The organism is Bradyrhizobium yuanmingense (assembly GCF_029167105.1).
Lineage (GTDB): Bacteria > Pseudomonadota > Alphaproteobacteria > Rhizobiales > Xanthobacteraceae > Bradyrhizobium > Bradyrhizobium yuanmingense_A.
In genome coordinates, this window is sequence record NZ_JARFML010000012.1 from 184,665 (window position 1) to 205,980 (window position 21,316).

Annotated in this window: 24 protein-coding genes; 16 read left to right on the forward strand and 8 right to left on the reverse strand. The window is 65.6% G+C overall.

What is annotated here, in order from left to right; all coding sequences use genetic code 11:
- Positions 1–78: 78 nt before the first annotated feature.
- Positions 79–1,464 carry an MATE family efflux transporter gene (locus P0R31_RS17945; protein WP_275515229.1) on the reverse strand — a complete coding sequence of 462 codons (1,386 nt, stop codon included), beginning with the start codon at positions 1,462–1,464 and terminating at the stop codon, positions 79–81.
- Positions 1,465–1,546: 82 nt separating this feature from the next.
- Entirely contained in the window at positions 1,547–2,074 is a 528-nt protein-coding gene (locus P0R31_RS17950; RefSeq protein ID WP_275515230.1) for a GNAT family N-acetyltransferase, read from the reverse strand.
- A gap of 245 nt (positions 2,075–2,319) precedes the next feature.
- On the opposite strand from P0R31_RS17950, the gene P0R31_RS17955 reads away from it, so the two are divergent.
- The 11 genes from P0R31_RS17955 (at position 2,320) to P0R31_RS18005 (ending at position 10,382) form a co-directional block, all read left to right on the forward strand.
- Positions 2,320–2,916, forward strand: a complete 597-nt coding sequence (locus P0R31_RS17955) for a superoxide dismutase (RefSeq protein WP_027573470.1) — start codon at positions 2,320–2,322, stop codon at positions 2,914–2,916.
- Positions 2,917–3,175: 259 nt separating this feature from the next.
- Positions 3,176–3,787: a permease gene (locus P0R31_RS17960; protein ID WP_275515231.1), complete on the forward strand. Its 612-nt coding sequence runs from the start codon at positions 3,176–3,178 to the stop codon at positions 3,785–3,787.
- On the forward strand, positions 3,784–4,284 hold the full coding sequence (locus P0R31_RS17965; RefSeq protein WP_275515232.1) for a hypothetical protein: 501 nt from the start codon (positions 3,784–3,786) through the stop codon (positions 4,282–4,284). The genes P0R31_RS17960 and P0R31_RS17965 overlap by 4 nt, the downstream gene beginning before the upstream one ends.
- 56 nt (positions 4,285–4,340) lie before the next feature.
- Complete coding sequence (locus P0R31_RS17970) at positions 4,341–4,583, forward strand: hypothetical protein (RefSeq protein WP_275515234.1); 243 nt, start codon at positions 4,341–4,343, stop codon at positions 4,581–4,583.
- Between the two features lie 2 nt (positions 4,584–4,585).
- Positions 4,586–5,341: a metal ABC transporter ATP-binding protein gene (locus P0R31_RS17975; protein WP_275515235.1), complete on the forward strand. Its 756-nt coding sequence runs from the start codon at positions 4,586–4,588 to the stop codon at positions 5,339–5,341.
- A 6-nt stretch (positions 5,342–5,347) separates the two neighbouring features.
- The gene (locus P0R31_RS17980) at positions 5,348–6,217 is read left to right on the forward strand and encodes a metal ABC transporter permease (protein WP_275515237.1); all 870 of its coding nucleotides are present in this window, start codon (positions 5,348–5,350) and stop codon (positions 6,215–6,217) included.
- A 2-nt stretch (positions 6,218–6,219) separates the two neighbouring features.
- Entirely contained in the window at positions 6,220–7,083 is an 864-nt protein-coding gene (locus P0R31_RS17985; protein WP_275515300.1) for a metal ABC transporter solute-binding protein, Zn/Mn family, read from the forward strand.
- A 56-nt stretch (positions 7,084–7,139) separates the two neighbouring features.
- Entirely contained in the window at positions 7,140–8,183 is a 1,044-nt protein-coding gene (locus P0R31_RS17990; protein WP_275515238.1) for a CobW family GTP-binding protein, read from the forward strand.
- Complete coding sequence (locus P0R31_RS17995) at positions 8,183–9,202, forward strand: WD40 repeat domain-containing protein (RefSeq protein WP_275515302.1); 1,020 nt, start codon at positions 8,183–8,185, stop codon at positions 9,200–9,202. The genes P0R31_RS17990 and P0R31_RS17995 overlap by 1 nt, the downstream gene beginning before the upstream one ends.
- 30 nt (positions 9,203–9,232) lie before the next feature.
- A complete protein-coding gene (locus P0R31_RS18000) occupies positions 9,233–9,949 on the forward strand; it encodes an MgtC/SapB family protein (protein WP_275515240.1) in 717 nt (238 codons plus the stop codon).
- 100 nt (positions 9,950–10,049) lie between these two features.
- Entirely contained in the window at positions 10,050–10,382 is a 333-nt protein-coding gene (locus tag P0R31_RS18005; RefSeq protein WP_275515241.1) for a hypothetical protein, read from the forward strand.
- 131 nt (positions 10,383–10,513) lie between these two features.
- On the opposite strand, the gene P0R31_RS18010 is transcribed toward P0R31_RS18005, so the two are convergent.
- From P0R31_RS18010 to P0R31_RS18030, 5 genes are all read right to left on the reverse strand, one after another.
- Entirely contained in the window at positions 10,514–11,956 is a 1,443-nt protein-coding gene (locus P0R31_RS18010; RefSeq protein WP_275515242.1) for a homospermidine synthase, read from the reverse strand.
- A 79-nt stretch (positions 11,957–12,035) separates the two neighbouring features.
- Positions 12,036–12,425, reverse strand: coding sequence for a RidA family protein (locus tag P0R31_RS18015; RefSeq protein WP_275515303.1), 390 nt, complete (start codon positions 12,423–12,425; stop codon positions 12,036–12,038).
- A gap of 147 nt (positions 12,426–12,572) precedes the next feature.
- Positions 12,573–13,160: a GNAT family N-acetyltransferase gene (locus P0R31_RS18020; protein WP_275515244.1), complete on the reverse strand. Its 588-nt coding sequence runs from the start codon at positions 13,158–13,160 to the stop codon at positions 12,573–12,575.
- 131 nt (positions 13,161–13,291) lie between these two features.
- Positions 13,292–14,434 carry a type III PLP-dependent enzyme gene (locus P0R31_RS18025; RefSeq protein WP_275515247.1) on the reverse strand — a complete coding sequence of 381 codons (1,143 nt, stop codon included), beginning with the start codon at positions 14,432–14,434 and terminating at the stop codon, positions 13,292–13,294.
- Positions 14,435–15,107: 673 nt separating this feature from the next.
- Positions 15,108–15,362 (reverse strand): hypothetical protein, encoded by a 255-nt coding sequence (locus tag P0R31_RS18030; protein WP_275515249.1) that lies wholly within the window; start codon positions 15,360–15,362, stop codon positions 15,108–15,110.
- 136 nt (positions 15,363–15,498) lie between these two features.
- Between P0R31_RS18030 and P0R31_RS18035 the strand changes: the two genes are divergently transcribed.
- From P0R31_RS18035 to P0R31_RS18050, 4 genes are read left to right on the forward strand one after another with little or no spacing between them, the layout of a single operon-like run.
- Positions 15,499–17,580, forward strand: coding sequence for a M3 family metallopeptidase (locus P0R31_RS18035; protein ID WP_275515251.1), 2,082 nt, complete (start codon positions 15,499–15,501; stop codon positions 17,578–17,580).
- Positions 17,580–18,218 carry a DUF1007 family protein gene (locus P0R31_RS18040; protein ID WP_275515252.1) on the forward strand — a complete coding sequence of 213 codons (639 nt, stop codon included), beginning with the start codon at positions 17,580–17,582 and terminating at the stop codon, positions 18,216–18,218. The genes P0R31_RS18035 and P0R31_RS18040 overlap by 1 nt, the downstream gene beginning before the upstream one ends.
- Positions 18,215–19,339: a nickel/cobalt transporter gene (locus tag P0R31_RS18045; RefSeq protein ID WP_275515254.1), complete on the forward strand. Its 1,125-nt coding sequence runs from the start codon at positions 18,215–18,217 to the stop codon at positions 19,337–19,339. Before P0R31_RS18040 ends, P0R31_RS18045 begins: the two co-directional genes overlap by 4 nt.
- 8 nt (positions 19,340–19,347) lie before the next feature.
- Complete coding sequence (locus P0R31_RS18050; RefSeq protein ID WP_275515255.1) at positions 19,348–19,785, forward strand: acyl-CoA thioesterase; 438 nt, start codon at positions 19,348–19,350, stop codon at positions 19,783–19,785.
- A 6-nt stretch (positions 19,786–19,791) separates the two neighbouring features.
- Here P0R31_RS18050 and P0R31_RS18055 read toward each other — a convergent pair whose 3' ends face one another.
- On the reverse strand, positions 19,792–20,190 hold the full coding sequence (locus P0R31_RS18055; protein WP_275515257.1) for an MAPEG family protein: 399 nt from the start codon (positions 20,188–20,190) through the stop codon (positions 19,792–19,794).
- A gap of 82 nt (positions 20,191–20,272) precedes the next feature.
- Between P0R31_RS18055 and hemH the strand changes: the two genes are divergently transcribed.
- Positions 20,273–21,310 (forward strand): ferrochelatase, encoded by a 1,038-nt coding sequence (gene hemH, locus P0R31_RS18060; RefSeq protein WP_275515259.1) that lies wholly within the window; start codon positions 20,273–20,275, stop codon positions 21,308–21,310.
- Positions 21,311–21,316: the final 6 nt, after the last annotated feature.

Here is a 21,316-nt window from a genome sequence, read left to right on the forward strand (position 1 = left end):
CATAGCAGCAAATCGAGCGCGCGCAACGCCCGCGGGAATCACATTTCCGAGCTTAACTGCCCGCGCACTTGCCTGCGATCATTTGCCCCAGCGCGCGAAGGCGACCGAGGCGGCGGTCGAGAGCCCGAACACGACCATGGCGCCGCCGACCAGCGCGAACAGGGTCCAGGCCGGCGCCTGCGCGGTCATCAGTCCGATGCCGCCGATCGCAACGATCAGAAGCCGTGCCGTGGAGGCGAGCACGGGCCCGCCGACGCGTGCGGCCCCTTGCGAGGAGAAGTAAAGCGACACGCCCATGCCGAAGAACACGAAGGCGGGACCGGCCCAGTGGAAATAGCTGTGCGCGGCGGCGGTGACGCCGGGATCGCGGGTGAAAAGCCCCACCCACAGTGACGGCGCGAGCGCAACGACCAGGCCGATCAGGCCGACCGTGAGTCCTGAGGCCGCAGCCGCGGTCCAGGCCACGCGCCGTGCGCGCTTCACATGCCCGGCGCCGATCGCCATGCCGACCATCGGCACCGAGGCGATACCGAAGGCGAAGGTGATCGGGATCAGCAGAAATTCCAGCCGCGAGCCGATGCCGTAGCCCGCCAGCATCTCGGTGCCGAAGGTCGCGAGGATCTTCGTGAAGATCAGAATGGTGAGCACGGTCTGGAGCGGCGACAGGCAGGCCACCGCGCCCACTTTGAGAATGTCCAGGAACATCGCGCGCTCGAAATGGAAGGAGCGGAGATTGAGCGGCAGCCGGCTGCGGCCTGACATCAGATACCAGAGGAAGAACAGCGCCGCGCAGCTGAACGCGATCAGCTGGCCGCTCGCCACGCCCGGCATGCCGAATTGCGGCACTCCGAACAGGCCGAGCCCCAGCGTGCCGCCGAGCACGATCTGCAGCACGCTCGCCCCGATCAGAACCATCGAAGGCAGGCGCATGTCGCCGGTGCCGCGGATCACCGATGCCAGCGTGTTGACGAGCCAGATCGCGACCGCGCCGGAGAACAGCACCTGCGAATAGCTGCTGGCCTCCTCGAGTACGCGCTCGCGTCCGCCGAGCAGCGCGAAGAAGGAGCGGCCGAACGCGAGCATCATCACCGTGAAGAACAGCCCGCCGCACAGGCCGATGATGGCGGCATGCAGCGCCAGCGTCGCGGCGCGGTTGCGATCCCCTGCGCCGAGGGCGCGGCTGATTGCGGAGGAGACGCCGCCGCCCATCGCGCCTGCGCTCATCATCTGCGTCAGCATCGCGAACGGAAACACCAGCGCGATCGCAGCGAGCGGGATGGTGCCGAGCCGGCCGATATAGGAGGTCTCGGCCACCGCGACCAGCGTGCTGCCGACCATCGCGATCATGTTGGGGATCGCGAGCCGCAGCAGCGTCGGCAGGATCGGCGCGGTCAGGAGGCTCGCGATGGGGGAGGCGACCGGCGCAACCGGCGGGACGGCATCTGCGGGGGCGTCGATCGTCATGTTCACCGGGCGGAAAATTAAATGATGACCGACATATTATAAGAGAATGAGGTGGCCGGCGCAGCCCTGGCTCACGCAGGGCTCACCACGGCAGGCCGCATAGGTCGATGGTGCCCAGCGTCGGCGCGCGCACGATGTGGAAGACATAGGGCGCCATGTAGGTGAACCGGATCCGCCCTTCCGGCTGCTCGCAATAGACCTCGCCTTTGAACGGCAGCCAGCTCCGGGCCTCGTAGAACGCGAAATTGTGCGGCTCGCAGAACAGTAGGGCGAACCGAACCGCCTCGTTGGCGCGCATGGTATGCACCGCCGCGTCGATCGCCACGGTCGCATAGCCACGGCCGCGCTGGTCCTCGCGCGTGGAGACGCCGCCGATGCCGCCGACATGAACCTTCTGTCCATTCCAGGTGATGGTGCGGAAGTAGATGCCGACATGGCAGACGAGACCATCCTCGGGCGTCTCGACCAGCACGCGGAGATCGGCATTGGCCCATTTGACATGAGCCCAAGGCTTGCCTGCGACCAACTGCGGTGCCCAGACCGCCTGAAGGAGCGGCTCGGCCGTCGGCCACGAGGCGTCGCCGTTCAATATGTCGATCTCGATGCTCATGGCGTCGTCCTCCATAGCTCCGCTTCGTGGCGCGTTTGTTCTGTCTTAAGCGCCTCAAAGGCAATGATATTTTACAGCGAACCGCAGGTCTGATCGACGGCGGCCGGTTGCGGGGAATTTGTGCATTCAGGCAGGACGCGCCAAGTCACGCCTTTTCGCAAATTCTGAGGTATTTAATGGCGGCGGAACCTTCTATAAGGGGTGACCGTTAGAACTCGTTCCCCACCAGTTGCGGACAAGAAGCCATGACCTTTACGCTGCCCCCACTTCCTTACGCCTATGACGCCCTCGGCCAGTACATGTCGAAGGAGACGCTGGAATATCACCACGACAAGCATCATCAGGCCTACGTCACCAACGGCAACAACGCGCTTAAGGGGACCGAATGGGAAGGCAAATCCCTTGAAGAGATCGTCAAGGGCTCGTTCGGCAAGAATCCCGCGGTGTTCAACAACGCCGGCCAGCACTACAACCACATCCACTTCTGGAGCTGGATGAAGCCCAATGGCGGCGGCACCAAGCTGCCGGGCAAGCTCGAGAAGAAGATCAACGAGGACCTCGGCGGCTTCGAGAAGTTCAAGACCGACTTCCAGGCGGCCGGCGTCGGCCAGTTCGGCTCCGGCTGGTGCTGGCTCCAGGTCAAGAACGGCAAGCTCGAGATCTCCAAGACCCCGAACGGCGAGAATCCGCTGGTGCACGGCGCCACCCCGATCCTCGGCTGCGACGTCTGGGAGCACTCCTACTACATCGACTATCGCAACCGCCGTCCCGATTATCTCAAGGCGTTCGTCGAGAACCTCGTGAACTGGGAATACGTGGAGTCCCTGTTCGAGAAGGCGTGACGATGTCATTCCGGGGCGCGCGAAGCGCGAGCCCGGAATCCATTTGTCTGCTGAGGTTGACGCCCGATGGATTCCGGGCTCGGCGCTGGCGCGCCGCCTCGGAATGACAAGATCAAAGGCGGTCGCACCAAGCGGCCGCCTTTTTGCTGTGCGGAATTGCCCTGCGCGGCGCGCGCATGGGTCTGTCGTCACACCATTTGCATCGCGTCGGCGGCGCCCTTAATCAGGACGCGCATCACCCCTCGAGCGACCCAGCCCGTTGTCAGAACCTTCCCCGAACAATCCGGCGCCTGGCGGCGACGCGGAATCCGAGCCGCGGCCGGGCCGGGTCCGCAAGCCGATCGGCTGGTCGACCATCATCATCGCAGCTCTGGTGGCGGTGAGTGCTGCACTGGTCTGGCGGCGGGACGGCACTGACGGCGTTCTGGACATCCTCACCCACGATCTCTCGTTGTTCTCGGGCATTCTGCCGCGCGTGCTCGCCGGCTGCCTGCTCGGGGCGTTCATCTCCGAGATTCTGCCGCACGAAAAAGTCTCGCGCTCGCTCGGGCCGAAATCCGGCCTGATGGGCCTGCTGATTGGCACCGCCTTCGGCGCAATTCTGCCCGGCGGTCCCTTCACCGCCTATCCGGTGGCGAGCGCGCTGCTCGCGGTCGGCGCCGATTTCGGCGCCACCATCGCCATGGTCGTGAGCTGGACGCTGATCGGCTATGGCCGGGCGGTCGCCTGGGAAATCCCGATCATGGGCACCGATTTCACGCTGTGGCGGATCGTGATCTCGCTGCCGCTGCCGGTGCTCGCCGGCGCCCTCGGCCGCTTCGTTTACGTCAGGCTCTATTCGAAGCCGCTCGCGAAGGACGACGAGAGTTGAGCGCAGCGCTTCTGATCGACATCCTGCTGTGGGGCTCGGTGCTCGGCGTCGGGATGATCGCCTTTCGCCGTGGGCGCCCGGTGTTCGTGGCCTCGCTGCGCGAGGGCACGATGGATTTCGTCAACATCGTGCCGCGGATTGCGCTGGGCGTGATCGGCTCCGGCTACATCGCCGCGATCATCCCGCAGGAGGTGATCACCGGCTGGCTCGGCCCGGATAGCGGCTGGCTCGGGGTTGCGACCGCCGTGGTCGCCGGCGCCGCCACGCCCGGGGGCCCCGTGGTCGGCTTCTCCATCGGCGCGGTGGCGCTGAAGTCGGGCGGCGGGGTGCCGCAGGTCGTCGCCTATGTCGTCGCCTGGGCGCTGTTCGCCTTCCAGCGGGTGATCCTGTGGGAAATCCCGTTCATGCCCGCCCGTTTCGTCTGGTTCCGCTGCGCCGTCTCGGTGCCTTTCCCGTTCGTGGCGGCGGCGATCGCCATGTTGATCGGCAAGCCCTGAGCCGGGATGTCAGTCCGGCCGTGGACAGGGGTAATGTTATAATATAACGTCCACAAATGGCTCCCGCCGCGTCCCACGCCCACCAGCACGACCATGCTCATGGCCATTCCCATGGTCACGGCCATGGACACTCGCACGGGCACGATCACGCTCACGCCCATGTCCATGATGCGGCCTCGCCGCATCCGGCCCAGGCCGCGCCCTGGTCGATCCTGCGCATGACCATGGCTGGCCGTCTCGCGGCCGCGCTCGCCGTCTGTGCCGTGCTGTGGGGCATCGTCTTTCTGGCGATGAGGTGAAGATGCCAGCGCTGCACTTTCACAATCTCACGCTCGGCTATGACCGGCACCCCGCCGTGCATCATCTCAGCGGCGAGGTCGCGCCGGGCGCGCTGGTCGCGGTGATCGGCCCGAACGGCGCCGGCAAGTCGACGCTGTTGCGCGGCATCGTCGGCATCCTGAGGCCGCTCGACGGCACGATCCATCTCGGCGGGCTCGACGCCCGCGACATCGCTTATCTGCCCCAGAGCGCGGAGATCGACCGCAGCTTCCCGATTTCGGTGTTCGATTTCGTTGGCACCGGGCTGTGGCGTGGCACAGGCCTGTTCGGCGGCATCGGCAAGGCCGCGCGCGACAAGATTCTCCGGGCAATCGGAGCCGTTGGCCTCAGCGGTTTCGAGAACCGCCCGATCGGCACGCTCTCCGGCGGTCAGATGCAGCGCGTGCTGTTCGCCCGTGTGCTGCTCCAGGATGCCAGCCTGATCGTACTCGACGAGCCCTTCAACGCCATCGACAGCAAGACCACTACTGATCTGCTCGCGCTGGTGAGGCGCTGGCACGGCGAGGGTCGCACCGTGCTCGCCGCACTGCACGACATGGAGATGGTGCGCAATCATTTCACCGAAACGCTGGTGCTGGCGCGCGGCCCGGTCGCGTGGGGACCCACGGCGGAGGTGCTGACGCCGGAAAACCTGCTGGTCGCGATGCGGATGTGCGAGGCCTTCGACGACAGCGCGGCGGCCTGCGCGGCCGATGATGTCAGTTCGCGGGCGGCCTGATATCCGATGCTCTATGACGCGCTGATCGGTCCGTTCACCGAATTCGAGTTCATGCGGCGCGCGCTCGCCGCGGTGATCGCGCTGGCGCTGGCGGGGGCGCCGATCGGCGTGTTCCTGATGCTGCGCCGGATGAGCCTTGTCGGCGACGCCATGGCGCATGCGATCCTGCCCGGCGCCGCAATCGGTTTCCTGCTTTCCGGCCTCAATCTGTTCGCGATGACCGCTGGCGGCCTGATCGCCGGCTTTGCCGTCGCGATCCTCGCTGGCGTGGTCGCACGCTCGACCGGGCTGAAGGAGGACGCCTCGCTCGCCACCTTCTATCTCGCTTCGCTTGCGCTCGGCGTCACCATCGTCTCGATCAGGGGCACCAACATCGATCTCCTGCACGTGCTGTTCGGCAACATCCTCGCGATGGACGATCAGACGCTGTTGGTGGTGGCTTTCAACGCCACGATCACGCTGCTGGTGCTCGCGGTGATCTACCGCCCGCTGGTGATCGAGAGCGTCGATCCGCTGTTCCTGCGCACCGTGAGCCGCGCCGGCGGCCCCGCCCATCTCGCCTTCCTCGCGCTGGTCGTCATCAACCTCGTCAACGGCTTTCAGGCGCTGGGCACGCTGCTGGCGGTGGGCCTGATGATCCTGCCCGCCGGCATCGCAAGGTTCTGGTCGCGCGATCTCACCGCGATGATCTGCATCGCCGTCATGGCTGCTGGGGTCTCCGGCTATGCCGGCCTCGTGCTCTCATTCCAGACCCGCGTGCCCTCGGGCCCCGCGATCATTCTGGTGGCGACAGTGCTCTACATCATCTCCATCCTGTTCGGCCGCGTCGGCGGCATCGTCCGGCAGCTGTTTCCCGGCCGGCATCTGGAAGCATGACGATGCGGCTCATCCTGGTCTTTGCACTGTTGCTGATCGCCTCGCCGCTGCGGGCCGCGGAGCGGCTCGACGTCGTCGCGAGCTTCTCGATCCTCGGCGATTTCGTCCGCAATGTCGGTGGTGACCGCGTCAACCTGACGACGCTGGTCGGGCCCGACAGCGACGTCCACGTCTATACGCCGGCCCCTAGCGATGCGAAGCGGGTCGCGGCGGCGAAGCTCGTCATCGTCAACGGGCTCGGGCTGGAGGGCTGGCTGCCGCGCCTCGTGCAATCCGCAGGGAGCAAGGCCAAGGTGATCACCGCAACCGCCGGCATCGCGCCGCTGAAGCTGGGCGCGGCCGCTGATCCCCACGCCTGGCAGTCCATCCCGAACGCCAGGATCTACGTCACCGACATTGCGAGCGCGCTCGCCGCGGCCGCTCCTGACGATGCGGAGTTCTTCCGCGCCCAGGCGAAGACCTATCTGGAAAAGCTCGAAACACTGGACCGCGAGGTCCGCGACGCCGTCGCAAAAATCCCGCCGGAGCGGCGCAAGGTGATCTCCACCCATGACGCCTTCGGCTATTTTTCCGCCGAGTACGGTATCCGGTTCATCGCCCCCCGGGGCGTCTCCACGGAAACCGAGCCGAGCGCGCGCGATATCGCCGCCATCATCGGCCAGATCAAGGCTCAGAAAATCCCGGCCGTGTTCCTTGAAAATATCAGCGACGATCGCCTGATCCGGCGGATCGCCGCCGAGACCGGCGCCAGGGTCGGTGGGACCCTGGTTTCGGACGGTTTGACCGGCGAAAAGGGGCCTGCACCCACTTACATTGACATGGTCAGGCACAATATAAAGGCCCTGACCAGCGCGCTTGACCATTAGGGCAGGGGCCACCCCGCCTCGCGTCGCGCGAAAAAGCCTTGAAGTCCGGAGTTGTTATGTCTGACGCGACCTCTCAGAAGATTCCCGTGACCGTGCTGACCGGCTATCTCGGCGCCGGCAAGACCACGCTGCTCAACCGCATCCTGTCGGAGAACCACGGCAAGAAATACGCCGTCATCGTCAACGAATTCGGCGAGATCGGCATCGACAACGACCTCATCATCGGCGCCGACGAGGAAGTGTTCGAGATGAACAACGGCTGCATCTGCTGCACCGTACGCGGCGACCTCGTCCGCATCATGGACGGCCTGATGAAGCGCAAGGGCAAGTTCGACGCCATCATCGTCGAGACCACCGGCCTCGCTGATCCCGCGCCGGTCGCGCAGACCTTCTTCGTCGACGAGGACGTGCAGAAAAACGCCCGGCTCGATGCGGTCGTGACGGTCGCCGACGCCAAATGGCTGTCCGACCGGCTCAAGGATGCACCCGAGGCCAAGAACCAGATCGCCTTTGCCGACGTCATCGTTCTGAACAAGACCGACCTCGTCAACAAGGGCGAGCTCGCCGAGGTCGAGGCCCGTATCCGCGGCATCAATCCGTATGCGAAGCTGCATCGCACCGAGCGCTGCGCGGTGGCGCTGGCCGACGTGCTCGACCGCGGCGCGTTCGATCTCGATCGCATCCTCGACATCGAGCCGGCTTTCCTGGAGGCCGACGATCATGACCACGATCATGATCATCACCATCACCACAGCCACGATCACCATCACCATGATCACGGCCTGAAGCACTATCACGACGAGGAGATGCAGTCGCTCTCGCTCAAGACCGACAAGCCGCTCGATCCCAACGTGTTCATGCCCTGGCTGCAGAACCTGGTGCAGGTCGAGGGCGGCAAGATCCTGCGCTCCAAGGGCATCCTCGCCTTCCACGACGACGACGACCGCTACGTCTTCCAGGGCGTCCACATGATGCTGGAGGGCAACCACCAGCGGAAGTGGAAGGAGGGCGAGCCGCGCGAGAGTCGCCTCGTCTTCATCGGCCGCGAATTGCCCGAAGAGGCGATCCGCAAGGGTTTCGAGAGCTGCATCGTCTCGTGATGAAAGAGTTTACGCCCGCGCCCGAGTCCGCTTCGATCGTTTCCGTCACCGACCGCGTCAAGCCTGTTACGCTCGGCATGGCAGTGACCTCGGTGCATTTCCTGAAGGATCGCGCCGCCTTCGTCGGCGGCGAGGAGAACGTCGCATTCGTCGATGCCAATTGCGAGATCACCACGGTTGCCGTGCATAGCGGCGGCATTCTCTCGACCGTCTCCGACGGCAAGCGCCTCGTCATGGGCGGCGACGACGGCAAGGTCGTCTCGCTTGATGCCAAGGGCGAGGTGACGCTGCTCGCCACCGATCCCAAGCGGCGCTGGATCGACGCGGTGGCGCTGCACGCCGACGGCGCCTTCGCCTGGTCGGCCGGCAAGACCGCGACCGTCAAGAGCGGCAAGGCCGAGGAGAAGTTGATCGACGTGCCCTCGACCGTCGGCGGCCTTGCCTTCGCGCCGAAGGGCCTGCGGCTCGCTATCGCGCATTACAACGGCGTGACGCTGTGGTTTCCGAACATGGCGGGATCGGCCGAATTCCTGCCCTGGGCCGGCTCGCATCACGCGGTCACCTTCAGCCCCGACAACAAATTCCTGGTCACCGCGATGCACGAGCCGGCGCTGCACGGCTGGCGGCTCGCCGACAACAGGCACATGCGCATGACCGGCTATCCCGGCCGCGTGCGCTCGATGTCGTGGAGCGCCGGCGGCAAGGGGCTGGCGACCTCGGGCGCCGACACGGTGATCATCTGGCCGTTCGGCAGCAAGGACGGTCCGATGGGCAAGGAGCCCGCGATGCTCGCGCCGCTGCAGGCGCGCGTCTCCGCGGTCGCCTGTCATCCCAAGAACGACATCCTCGCCGCCGGTTACAGCGATGGTACGGTGCTGATGGTCCGGCTGGAGGATGGCGCGGAGATCCTGGTCCGCCGCAACGGCACGCCGCCCGTGGCCGCGATCGGCTGGAATGCGAAGGGCACGCTGCTGGCTTTTGCCGACGAAAATGGGGACGGCGGTCTGCTCGAGCTTTAATCTGTCATGGTTCCCGCCGTATAGGGGACCATGCGATTTCTAACGACGTTCCAGCTTGCCGACTTCGGCGACACCCTGGTCAGCCTGATCACGGCTTTCGTGCTGGGCACACTGATTGGCGCCGAACGGCAATATCGCCAGCGCACCGCGGGGCTGCGCACCAACGTGCTGGTCGCAGTGGGCGCCGCCGCCTTCGTCGATCTCGCCATGCATCTGGACGGTGCCGAGGGTGCGGTCCGCGTGATCGCCTATGTCGTCTCAGGCATCGGCTTCCTGGGGGCCGGCGTCATCATGAAGCAGGGCATGGACGTGCGCGGGCTCAACACCGCGGCGACCCTGTGGGCCTCGGCCGCGGTCGGCTCCTGCGCCGGCGCCGACATGGTCGCGCAGGCGGCCGCGCTGACCGTCTTCGTCATCGCCGGCAACACCATGCTGCGCCCGCTGGTCAACGCCATCAACCGCATCCCGCTGAACGAGAAGGCGCTGGAGGCGACCTACTATTTCAAGCTCGCGGTTGCGGCCGACGCCTTGCCCGACATGCGCGACCGCCTCGTCGACAAGCTCGAAGCGGCGAAATACGCGGTGGCCGACATCGAGGTCGCCGAGATCAGCGAGGGCATTCTGGAGATCGCCGCCAAGCTGGTTGCGTCTGCGGTCGACCCGAACGAGCTGAACGCGGTAGCGACCGATCTGCAGCATCTGCCGGGCGTGCGGCATGCAACCTGGGAAGTCAGCACGACGGAGTAGCGCGGCGTTTTGGCGCGTGCCGGTGGGTTCCGCGCGTTTTCGGTTCCGGAACCGGCGCGCCCCAGTTTCGTTGATCCCGTGGACAAAGGCGGTGATCGACATGCCCGGCCGAGATGACAAGCGTAGACTGAAGCTCCACCTGACAATCGGCGCTGCAATGTTCGCAGCAGGCGTTGCGGTGTCGGTGATGTCACTGGCGCAAATCCGCGCCGAAAGCCGGATGCAGCTCGCGCAGGCGACGCCCCCGCTTCAGGGCACCCCGTCCGACGAGCAGAGCAAGGTGCCCGCGGAGGCCAAGCCCGGCGGCGACCGGCCGACGACGCCGGCCCCCGAGCCGGCACGGCCGGAGTCGCAGACGCAGGGCGCGGCGACCAAGCCAGCGCTGCCGCCAGCGCCGGCCGAGAAGATCGCGCCGCCGCTCGAGAAGAAGTAGTTTTTCCGGTCGTTCCGGGGCGCGCGAAGCGCGAACCCGGAATCCATTTACCCGCAGAATCTGCCGCCCGATGGATTCCGGGCTCGCGCCAAGTGGCGCGCCCCGGAATGACGGGCGGAGAGAGCCCCGCCTCACCGCACCAGGATATTCCGGAACTGCCAGGGATCGCTGGTGTCGATATCTTCCGGGAACAGTCCCGGACGATCCGTCAACGGGGTCCAGTCGGTATAAAACCCCTTCACCGGGCCGAGATAGGGTAGCTGAATTTCGAGCAGGCGCTCGAAATCCATCTCGTCGGCTTCGACGATGCCTTCGTTCGGGTTCTCCAGCGCCCAGACCATGCCGCCGAGCACGGCGGAGGTCACTTGCAGCGCGGTGGCGTTCTGGTACGGCGCGAGCTCGCGGGTCTCCTCGATGGAGAGCTGCGAGCCGTACCAATAGGCGTTCTTGTCATGGCCGAACAGCAGCACGCCGAGCTCATCGATGCCGTCGATGATTTCGTCCTCTTCGAGGATGTGGTGCTTCTCCTGCATCTTGCCGGCACGGCCGAACATTTCATGCAGCGACAGCACGGCATCGTCGGCCGGATGGTAGGCGTAGTGGCAGGTCGGCCGGTAGATCGCCTTGCCCGAGGCGTCGCGTACGGTGAAGTAATCGGCGATCGAGATCGATTCGTTGTGGGTGACGAGGAAGCCGTACTGGGCGCCGCGGGTCGGGCACCAGGTGCGCACGCGCGTGTTGGCGCCGGGCTGCATCAGATAGACGGCAGCGCCGCAGCCGGCTTCATGAGTGTGCGCATTCTCGGGCATCCATTTCTCGTGGGTGCCCCAGCCGAGCTCGGATGGCTGCATGCCTTCCGACAGGAAGCCTTCCACCGACCAGGTGTTGACGAAGACGTCCGGCTCCTTCGGCTTTTTCGAGCGCTGGGTGTCGCGCTCGGCGATGTGGATGCCCTTGATGCCGGCCTGCCGCATCAAATCCGCCCATTCGCCTTTGGTCTTCGGCCTGGGTGCATTGAGCTTCAGGTCGGCGGCGACATTGAGCAGCGCCTGCTTGACGAAGAAGGAGACCATGCCGGGATTGGCGCCGCAGCAGGACACGGCCGTGGTCGAGCCCGCCGGGCGGGCCTTCTTGGCGGCCAGCGTCGTTTCGCGCAGCGCGTAGTTGGAGCGTGCTTCGGGCCCCTTCGAGGAATCGAAATAGAAGCCGAGCCAGGGCTCGTTGACGGTGTCGATGTAGAGCGCGCCGAGCTCGTTGCAGAGCTCCATGATGTCGGTCGAGCCGGTGTCGACCGACAGATTGACGCAAAAGCCCTGGCCGCCGCCCTCGGTGAGCAGCGGGGTCAGCACCTCGCGGTAATTGTCCTTGGTCAGGCCCTTCTGGATGAAGCGGACATTGTGCTTCTCGCAAAGCGCCTTGCGGCCCTCGTCCTTGGGATCGAGCACGGTGATGCGCGACTTGTCGTAGTCGAGATGCCGCTCGATCAGGGGCAGCGTGCCTTTGCCGATGGAGCCGAAGCCGACCATGACGATGGGACCGGTGATCTTCGCGTAGATCTGCGAGGGAGGGCTCATGGGATGGGTTCTCCGGAACGTGCTGGCAGTGAGGGATGGATCAGGCGCTGCGGCGCTTGTCAGATGCTGCGGCGCTTTTTTAGACGCCGCGGCGCTTGGCGGTCACTTCGATCTCGACCTTCATCTCGGGCCTGGCGAGGGCGCTGACGACCAGCAAGGTCGCCGCCGGCCTGATGTCGCCGAGGACCTCGCCGCAGACGGCGAAATGGGTATCGATGTACTTCGCGTCGGTCACGTAATAGGTCGCACGGACGATATCGGCCATCTCGAATCCGCCCTCCTTCAGGGCGGCGGCGATGGTCTTGAAGCAGTTGCGTGACTGGCTCGTGACATCGGCCGGCATCGTCATCGTGCTGTAGTCATAGCCGGTGGTTCCCGCGACGAAGGCGAACTCGCCGTCGATCACGGCGCGGCTGTAGCCGACGGTCTTCTCGAGCGGGGAGCCGGTGGAGATCAGGCGACGGGACATGGTCATGGGCCTCGACTGAAGGGGGGGTTCGCGGGGTTAAAGGGCGTTTCCGGCGCCTGCGCAACCCCCAAAGGAACGAGCCTCGCGCAGGCGCGGCAGGGCGTTGCCGCTCGATGCGGCTGCGGTCGTCGCTACGCCAGCGATCCCTCAGGCCGCGTGCGCCTCAGGCGCGCGAACCGACCTCCGTTTGGGCAGGGCTGCGCCGGTCGGGACGATCATCCCGGCGGCGCCCTCGAGCGCGCCCTCGGTGAACTCGATCGCCAGCAGGCGGTCGCGCTCGAACGGGCCGGGCAGCCACAGCTCGGGGGTCTTCTCGGCTGTGAAGCCGAAGCGGGCGTAATAGGGGGCATCGCCGAGCAGGATCACGGCGTCATGCCCGCGCGCCCGGGCGGCAGCCAGCGCTTGTTGCATCAGCGCGGCGCCGATCCCGAGCTCGCGGCAGGCAGGGTCGACCGCCAGCGGTCCGAGGACCAGAGCGGGCCTGCCTCCGGCGCTGACATGCCACAGCCGCACGGTTCCCACGAGCTTGCCCTCGCGCATCGCCGACAGGGCAAGGCCTGCAGCGGGCGCGCGTCCGTCGCGCAGGCGCTGACAGGTGCGGCCGTGGCGAGTCTCGCCAAAGCAGGCATCGAGCAGCGCTTCGCGCGTCGCGACGTCGGCAGCACGTTCCGCACGGATCACGAACGGAGCGGCTTTCGAGGTGAGGGCAATTTGCGGCTTCCGAGGAGCAGTCATGGCACATCAGTCCCCGCTTGAACCGGCGTGCGCACAGCACGCCTGTCCAAGACGTCGTCAGAAATCGAGATGTGAGGGAGGAGCCGGCAAGCCGGCTCCCGGGTTCATCAGGCCTCAGATCAAGAGGCAGATCAGATGTGATACGTCCGCAGCGGCGGGATGCCGTTGAACGCCACCGACGAGTAGGTCGACGTATAGGCCCCGGTGCCTTCGATCAGCACCTTGTCGCCGATCTCGAGCGTGACCGGGAGCGGATACGGGTTCTTCTCGTACAGCACGTCGGCGCTGTCGCAGGTCGGACCTGCGAGCACGCACGGGGTCATGTCCGCGCCGTCGTGACGGGTGCGGATGGCGTAGCGGATCGACTCGTCCATGGTCTCGGCGAGACCGCCGAACTTGCCGATGTCCAGGTAGACCCAGCGCACCTCGTCCTCGTCGCTCTTCTTCGAGATGAGCACGACCTCGGATTCGATGACGCCGGCGTTGCCCACCATGCCGCGGCCCGGCTCGATGATGGTCTCCGGGATCTGGTTGCCGAAGTGCTTGCGCAGCGCGCGGAAGATCGAGCGGCCGTAGGTGACCACCGGCGGCACGTCCTTCAGGTACTTGGTCGGGAAGCCGCCGCCCATGTTGACCATGGATAGGTTGATGCCGCGCTCGGCGCAGTCGCGGAACACCTGCGAGGCCATCGCCAGCGCACGGTCCCATGCCTTCACCTTGCGCTGCTGCGAGCCGACATGGAAGGAGATGCCGCACGGCTCCAGGCCCAGGCGCTTGGCGAGGTCGAGCACCTCGACCGCCATCTCCGGGTCGCAGCCGAACTTGCGCGACAGCGGCCACTCGGCGCCGGCGCAGTCATAGAGGATGCGGCAGAACACCTTCGCACCGGGGGCGGCACGGGCGATCTTCTCCACCTCGGCGGCGCAATCGACCGCGAACAGGCGAATGCCGAGCGCGAAGGCGCGCGCGATGTCACGCTCCTTCTTGATCGTGTTGCCGAAGGAGATGCGGTCGGGCGTCGCACCCGCAGCCAGCGCCATCTCGATCTCGGCGACCGTGGCGGTGTCGAAGCAGGAGCCCATGGAGGCGAGCAGGGACAGCACTTCCGGCGCCGGGTTCGCCTTGACGGCATAGAACACGCGGCTGTCGGGCAGCGCCTTGGCGAAGCTCTGGTAATTGTCGCGCACGACCTCGAGGTCGACGACGAGGCACGGCTCGGTGTCGAGGCCTTCGTTGCGGCGGTTGCGCAGGAATTCCTGGATACGTTCGGTCATGGCACTCTCCAACGGTCCCAGCGACGGGAGCCGTATCAACGTGACGTCTGATGAGAGTGCCTCGGCCGCATCGCGCGATGGAGGCGCGCTGAGGCCAAAAAACTCAAACCAGACTGTGCTGCCGTGGATTGGTTGGGAGAGTTTCCCGCCCGCTCACCTGGCAATGAAGGACAAGCCTTTTCAGTAGCCCGCGCCGGCGTTGGACTGCCGGTAGAGACCAAAAAAGCCCGATCCGTCGTTGCTTTAAGTCGCGTCCCCCGTTGAGAGCGAGGTGCGCCGGTTCGCCTCCGGCTGCCAGTCACGGTTGCAAAGAGTGAAGTCACCTTCGACATGGCATCTCTTTGAGAGAGATGCTGGGCGCTCCGGGTTTGCTTCGGTCGCTCGACGTTTCAGTCTCGACTTCCGCACTTCCGAAGAGCCCCTCGGCTTCTTCACCCCTTGGCGGCTGTCCGGCCTCTTGTCCGGATACCTACCGACTGACACACGACCACAGGCACGTGCGAAATTGGGCAAGTCCGCACATAAGCGTTTTGACTCTGGTTCGCAAGAATTTTTTTAGGCTGCGGACAGGATTGCCTAACATCTGCTTGCGCACTGTTGCGCGAGCGACGCGGAAGATGAACGCGCGTTAAGTTTTCGCCACGCTGCGCCTGCTGCCCACGCGCGAGACGCGTCAGCCGCGCTTGGTGAAGGGCTCGATGCGCTGAGCGCCGCGGATGAAGGCGGTCATCACGAGCACGCCGAGTGCGAACAGCACGGCCTGCAGGATATGGGCGCCTTGGTCGCCGAGCCCGAACAGGATCGCGAGTGCCCAGCCGCCGGCAAAGGCCGCGCCGAACACCTCCGCGCCGATCAGGATGGCGGCGCTGATGACGGTGATGACGCTGGGCCAGACGATCTGGCGGGTCGATGAAGAAGGCGCGTTCATGGCTTCAGGGGATCCTGGCTTCGAGGGCCGCAATCTCCCCGAAAAGGCGGCCGGGAGCAAGGGCAAACGGCCCAAAAAAGCCCCACGCGTGCTATAGCTGGCCGCAACGATCGAGCCACGAAATCCGGGACTTGTGATGTCAGAACCCCGCCAAATTACGGACGCCGAGACCAATCCGCTGCTGAAGGCTTGGGTGACGCCGTTCGCGACCCCGCCCTTCGACGAGATCAAGCCGGAGCATTTCCTGCCGGCCTTCGAGCAGGCCTTCGCCGATCATTCCGCCGAGATCGCGGCGATCACCAACGATCCGGCGGCGCCCGACTTCGCCAACACCATCACGGCGCTGGAGCGCTCGGGCAAGCTCCTGAGCAAGGTCGCGGCGGTCTTCTACGACCTCGTCTCGGCGCATTCCAACCCGGCCATCCTGGAGATCGACAAGGAAGTCTCCTTGCGGATGGCGCGGCACTGGAATCCGATCATGATGAACGCCGTGCTGTTCGGTCGCATCGCCCATCTGCACGAGAACCGCGCGGGTCTCGGTCTCACGCCCGAGCAGCTCCGCCTCTTGGAGCGCACCTACACCCGCTTCCACCGCGCCGGCGCTGGTCTCTCGGAGGAGGCCAAGACCCGGATGGCCGAGATCAACGAGCGGCTGGCCCAGCTCGGCACCGGCTTCAGCCACCATCTGCTCGGCGACGAGCAGGACTGGTTTCTGGAGCTCGGGGAGTCCGACCGCCAGGGCCTGCCGGAGAGCTTCGTCGCCAGCGCCAAGGCTGCGGCAGAAGAGCGCGGCATGGCAGGCAAGGCCATCGTCACGCTGTCGCGCTCCTCGGTCGAGACGTTCCTGAAGAGCTCCGCCCGGCGTGACCTCCGCGAGAAGGTCTACAAGGCCTTCATCGCGCGCGGCGACAACGGCAACGCCAATGACAACAATGCGACCATCGTCGAGATCCTGAAGCTGCGCGAGGAGAGCGCCAGGCTCCTGGGCTATCCGACTTACGCCGCCTATCGGCTCGAGGACTCCATGGCCAAGACGCCGGACGCGGTGCGCGGCCTGTTGGAACGGGTCTGGAAGCCGGCCCGCGCCCGTGCGCTTGCCGACCGCGACGAGATGCAGGCGCTGATCACGGAGGAGGGCGGCAATTTCAAGCTCGCTCCCTGGGACTGGCGCTTCTACGCCGAGAAGCTGCGTCTGCAGCGCGCCAATTTCGACGATTCCGCGATCAAGCCGTATCTCGGCCTCGACAACATGATCGCCGCCGCCTTCGACTGCGCCACGCGCTTGTTCGGCGTCACCTTCGAGGAGCGCAAGGACGTTCCGGTCTGGCACCCGGACGTCCGGGTCTGGGAGATGAAGGACAGGGGCGGCAAGCACAAGGCGCTGTTCTATGGCGACTACTTCGCCCGGCCGTCCAAGCGCTCCGGCGCCTGGATGACCTCGCTGCGCGACCAGCAGAAGCTCGACGGCGACGTCGCGCCGCTGGTTCTCAACATCTGCAATTTCGCCAAGGGCGCCGGCGGCGAGCCGTCGCTGCTGTCGCCCGACGATGCCCGCACCCTGTTCCACGAATTCGGCCACGGCTTGCACGGCATGCTCTCCAACGTGACCTATCCCTCGCTGTCGGGCACCTCCGTGTTCACCGACTTCGTCGAGCTGCCGTCGCAGCTCTACGAGCACTGGCAGGAGCGGCCCGAGGTGCTGCAGAAGTTCGCCCGCCACTACCAGACTGGCGAGCCGCTGCCGGACGACCTGCTGCAACGCTTCCTCGCCGCGCGAAAATTCAACCAGGGCTTTGCCACGGTCGAGTTCGTCTCCTCGGCGCTGGTTGACCTGGAATTCCACACCCAGCCGGCCGCCGCCGCGCAGGATGTCCGCGCCTTCGAGCGACGCGAGCTGGAGAAGATCGGCATGCCCGAGGAGATCGCGCTGCGTCACCGGCCCACGCAATTCGGCCACATCTTCACCGGCGACCACTACGCCGCCGGCTATTACAGCTACATGTGGTCGGAGGTGATGGACGCCGATGCCTTCGGCGCCTTCGAGGAGGCCGGCGACATCTTCGATCCCGCCGTGGCCAAGCGCCTGCACGACGACATCTATTCGTCGGGCGGGTCGGTCGATCCGGAAGCCGCCTACGAGGCGTTCCGCGGCCGCCCGCCGGAGCCGGATGCGCTGCTCCGCCGCCGCGGCCTGCTCGAAGACGCCAGGGCGGCCTGATGAGCATGCGCGCCCTGTTCGGATGCCTGCTCGCCGCCGCGATGACGCTCGTATCAGGGGCAGCGAGCGCACATCCGCATGTATGGATCACCGCGACCAGCGAGCTGCTCTATGCCGCCGACGGCAGCATCACCGGCGTGCGCCATGCCTGGACCTTCGACGACATGTTCTCGGCCTATGCGGTGCAGGGGCTCGAGAGCAAGACCAAGGGCGCCTACACCAGCGAGGAGCTCAAGCCGCTGGCGCAGACCAATGTCGAGTCGCTGAAGGAATACGCTTACTTCACCTTTGCGCGAGCCGACGGCAAGAAGGAGCGGTTCCAGGAGCCGGTCGACTATTTCCTCGACTACAAGGATACGGTGCTGACCCTGCACTTCACCTTGCCGCTGAAGAACCCGGTCAAGCCCAGGCAGCTGGTGCTCGAAGTGTTCGACCGCTCCTTCTTCATCGACTTCCAGATGGCCAAGGACAGTCCGGTCAAGCTGGTTGGTGCGCCCGCTGGGTGCCAGATGAAGCTGGAGCGGCCGAACGATGGCACCGCGAGCGCGCAGAAGCTCAACGAGCAGACCTTCCTGAACGGCGAGAACTCGAATTTCGGCATGATGTTCGCCAACAAGATCACGGTGGATTGCCCTTGAAGCCGCAACTCTCTCCGCTCGCACGCGGGCTGCTCGCCTCTGCCGCTGTGCTGCTGGTCGTGGCCGTGACTGATGCGGCGCTTCACGATCTCCTCGCGCAAAACCCGTTCGGCGCGCCGCGACCGGCGCAGGCGGCCGAGCCCGAAGCGAGCGGCCTGATCGGCTGGCTGCTGGCCAAGCAGTCGGAATTCTATCGCCAGATGTCGTCGACGATCCGTGCCGCGAAGTCCGACGGCTCGGCGGTGTGGACGCTGCTCTTCATCTCGTTCGCCTATGGCATCTTCCACGCCGCCGGTCCCGGCCACGGCAAGGCGGTGATCGCCTCCTATCTGGTCGCCAACCGCGAGACGGCGCGGCGCGGCATCGCGCTGTCCTTTGCCTCGGCCCTGATGCAGTCGCTGGTCGCGATCCTCATCGTCGGCATCTCGGCCTGGGTGCTGAATGCGACGGCCAAGACGATGTGCAAGGCGGAAGGCGTGATCGAGATTGCGAGCTACGCCCTGATCGCGCTGTTCGGCCTGCGCCTGGTCTGGGTCAAGGGCCGCACCTTCATCGGCGCACTTCAGGCCACCCAGCCGGTGCCGGCGATGGCGGGCGTGCCGCACCACCATGATCACGATCATCACCATCACCATGATGCGCACGATCATCATCAGCATGACCACGGCCATGATCACCACCATGGCCACGGCCGCGCTCACCATGATCACAGGCACGACCACGTCCATGACGAGCATTGCGGCCATTCCCACGGACCCACGCCAAGCGAACTCGCCGGCCCCGGCGGCTGGCGGCGCGGCTTCGCTGCGATCCTGACCGTCGGCATCCGCCCCTGCTCGGGCGCGATCCTGGTCCTGGTGTTCGCGCTGGCGCAGGGCCTGTTCTGGGCAGGGATCGCCGCGACCTTCCTGATGGGGTTGGGCACCGCGATCACGGTGGCGGCCATTGCTGTCGTCGCCGTCTCCGCTAAGGACATCGCCGCCCGCCTCAGCGCCGGACGCGACGGCGGTGGCGCGCTGTTTATGCGCGGCATCGAGTTCGGCGCCGCGGGTCTGGTCCTGCTGTTCGGCGTCGGCCTCCTGTTCGGCTACATCGCCGCCGAACGGACCACGTGTTTTTGAGGCGATAGATGTCGCGCGAAAACTTCTGGTTCTTCCATCCGTTCCGGGTGCGCTATTCCGAGATCGACGGCCAGGGCGTCGTCTTCAACGCGCATTATTTGACCTATTTCGACACCACCATCACCGAGTATTTCCGCGCGCTGGGCTTCGACCAATATGCGGATGCGCAGGCGAGCGGCATCGATTTCCACGTCGTCAAGTCGCTGATCGAATACAAGGCGCCTGTCAGGTTCGACTGGGAGCTCGACGTCGGCGCGCGCGTGGCGCGGATCGGCAATTCGAGCCTCGTCTTCGAGCTCGCCATCTTCCGCAAGGGCGGCGCCGACGCGCTGGTGACGGGCGAGATCGTGTGGGTCTATACGGACCAGAACACCCATCGCCCGGTCACGATCCCGGGATCAATGCGGGCACTGATCGCGACGCGGGAGCGCCACCTCTCGGCTTGAGGCCACTCACACCGGCAGAAACCGCTTCAACGCCGGCATGAAGAAGATGCCGAGATTGATCGCAAAGCCGATGCTCCAGAGGATCGAGCGCAGCGTCGGGCGGTTGCCGAGATAGGTCAGCACATAGGCGATCCGCACGATCAGGAACAGCGCCGCCAGCTCGTCGATCAGCCGCTGCGGCGCTTCCCTGAATTCGGCGAGCAGCACCGCGAACGCAAAGAACGGAAACGTCTCGATGCCGTTCTGGTGCGCGCCGAGCGCGCGTTGCGACAGCGCATCCTCATAGAAGGCGGGGTCGCGCGGCCGGGAATTATCGAAGCGGCGAAACCTGATCCATTTGACCGAGACGATCGTCGACAGATAGAGCAGCAGCGCCCCGAAGACGCACCATTCCGCGAGTGTCATCCTGCCTCCCCCGCTTGGGTGCGACCCTAGCGAACCCCGGCTCATCTTGACAAGTTCGGACCAACGCGCGACCCAACCAGTCATGAACAGCGTCCTCCCCCTCGAGACCGCGAAACCGGCCACCCGATCCGCCCTGCCGCGCGTCGGCGTGCTCCTGATCAATCTCGGAACGCCCGATACGGCCGATGCTCCGGGCGTGCGGGTCTACCTCAAGGAGTTCCTCAGCGACGCCCGCGTCATCGAGGATCAGGGCCTGATCTGGAAGCTGGTGCTGAACGGGATCATTCTGCGCAGCCGTCCGCGCACCAAGGCGCTCGACTACCAGAAGATCTGGAACAATGAGCGGAACGAGTCGCCGCTGAAAACCATCACGCGCTCGCAAAGCGACAAGCTCGCGGCCGCCTTGTCGGACCGCGACAACGTCGTCGTGGATTGGGCGATGCGCTACGGCAATCCGTCGATCAAGTCGGGCATCGACGCGCTGATCGCGAAGGGCTGCGCGCGTATCCTGGCCGTGCCGCTCTATCCGCAATATTCGGCCTCGACCTCGGCGACCGTCTGCGACGAAGTCTTCCGCGTGCTCGCGCAGCTGCGGAACCAGCCGACTCTGCGGGTGACGCCGCCTTATTACGTGGACGAAGCCTATATCGAGGCGCTCGCCGCCTCGATCGAGGGCCATCTGGCGACGCTGTCCTTCAAGCCGGAGCTGATCGTGGCATCCTTCCACGGCATGCCGAAAGCCTATGTCGACAAGGGCGATCCCTATCAGCAGCACTGCATCGCGACGACCGAGGCGCTGCGCCGCCGGCTCGGCATGGACGAGACCAAGCTGCTGCTGACCTTCCAGTCGCGCTTCGGCAACGATGAGTGGCTGCAGCCCTATACCGACAAGACCATGGAGCGGCTTGCCAAAGAGGGCGTGCGCCGCATCGCGGTGGTGACGCCGGGCTTTTCCGCCGACTGCCTGGAGACGCTGGAGGAGATCGCGCAGGAGAACGCGGAGATCTTCAAGCACAATGGCGGCGAGCAGTTTTCCGCGATCCCCTGCCTCAACGACAGCGGACCGGGCATGGACGTGATCCGCACCCTGGTGCTGCGCGAGCTCCAGGGCTGGATCTGATGGGCG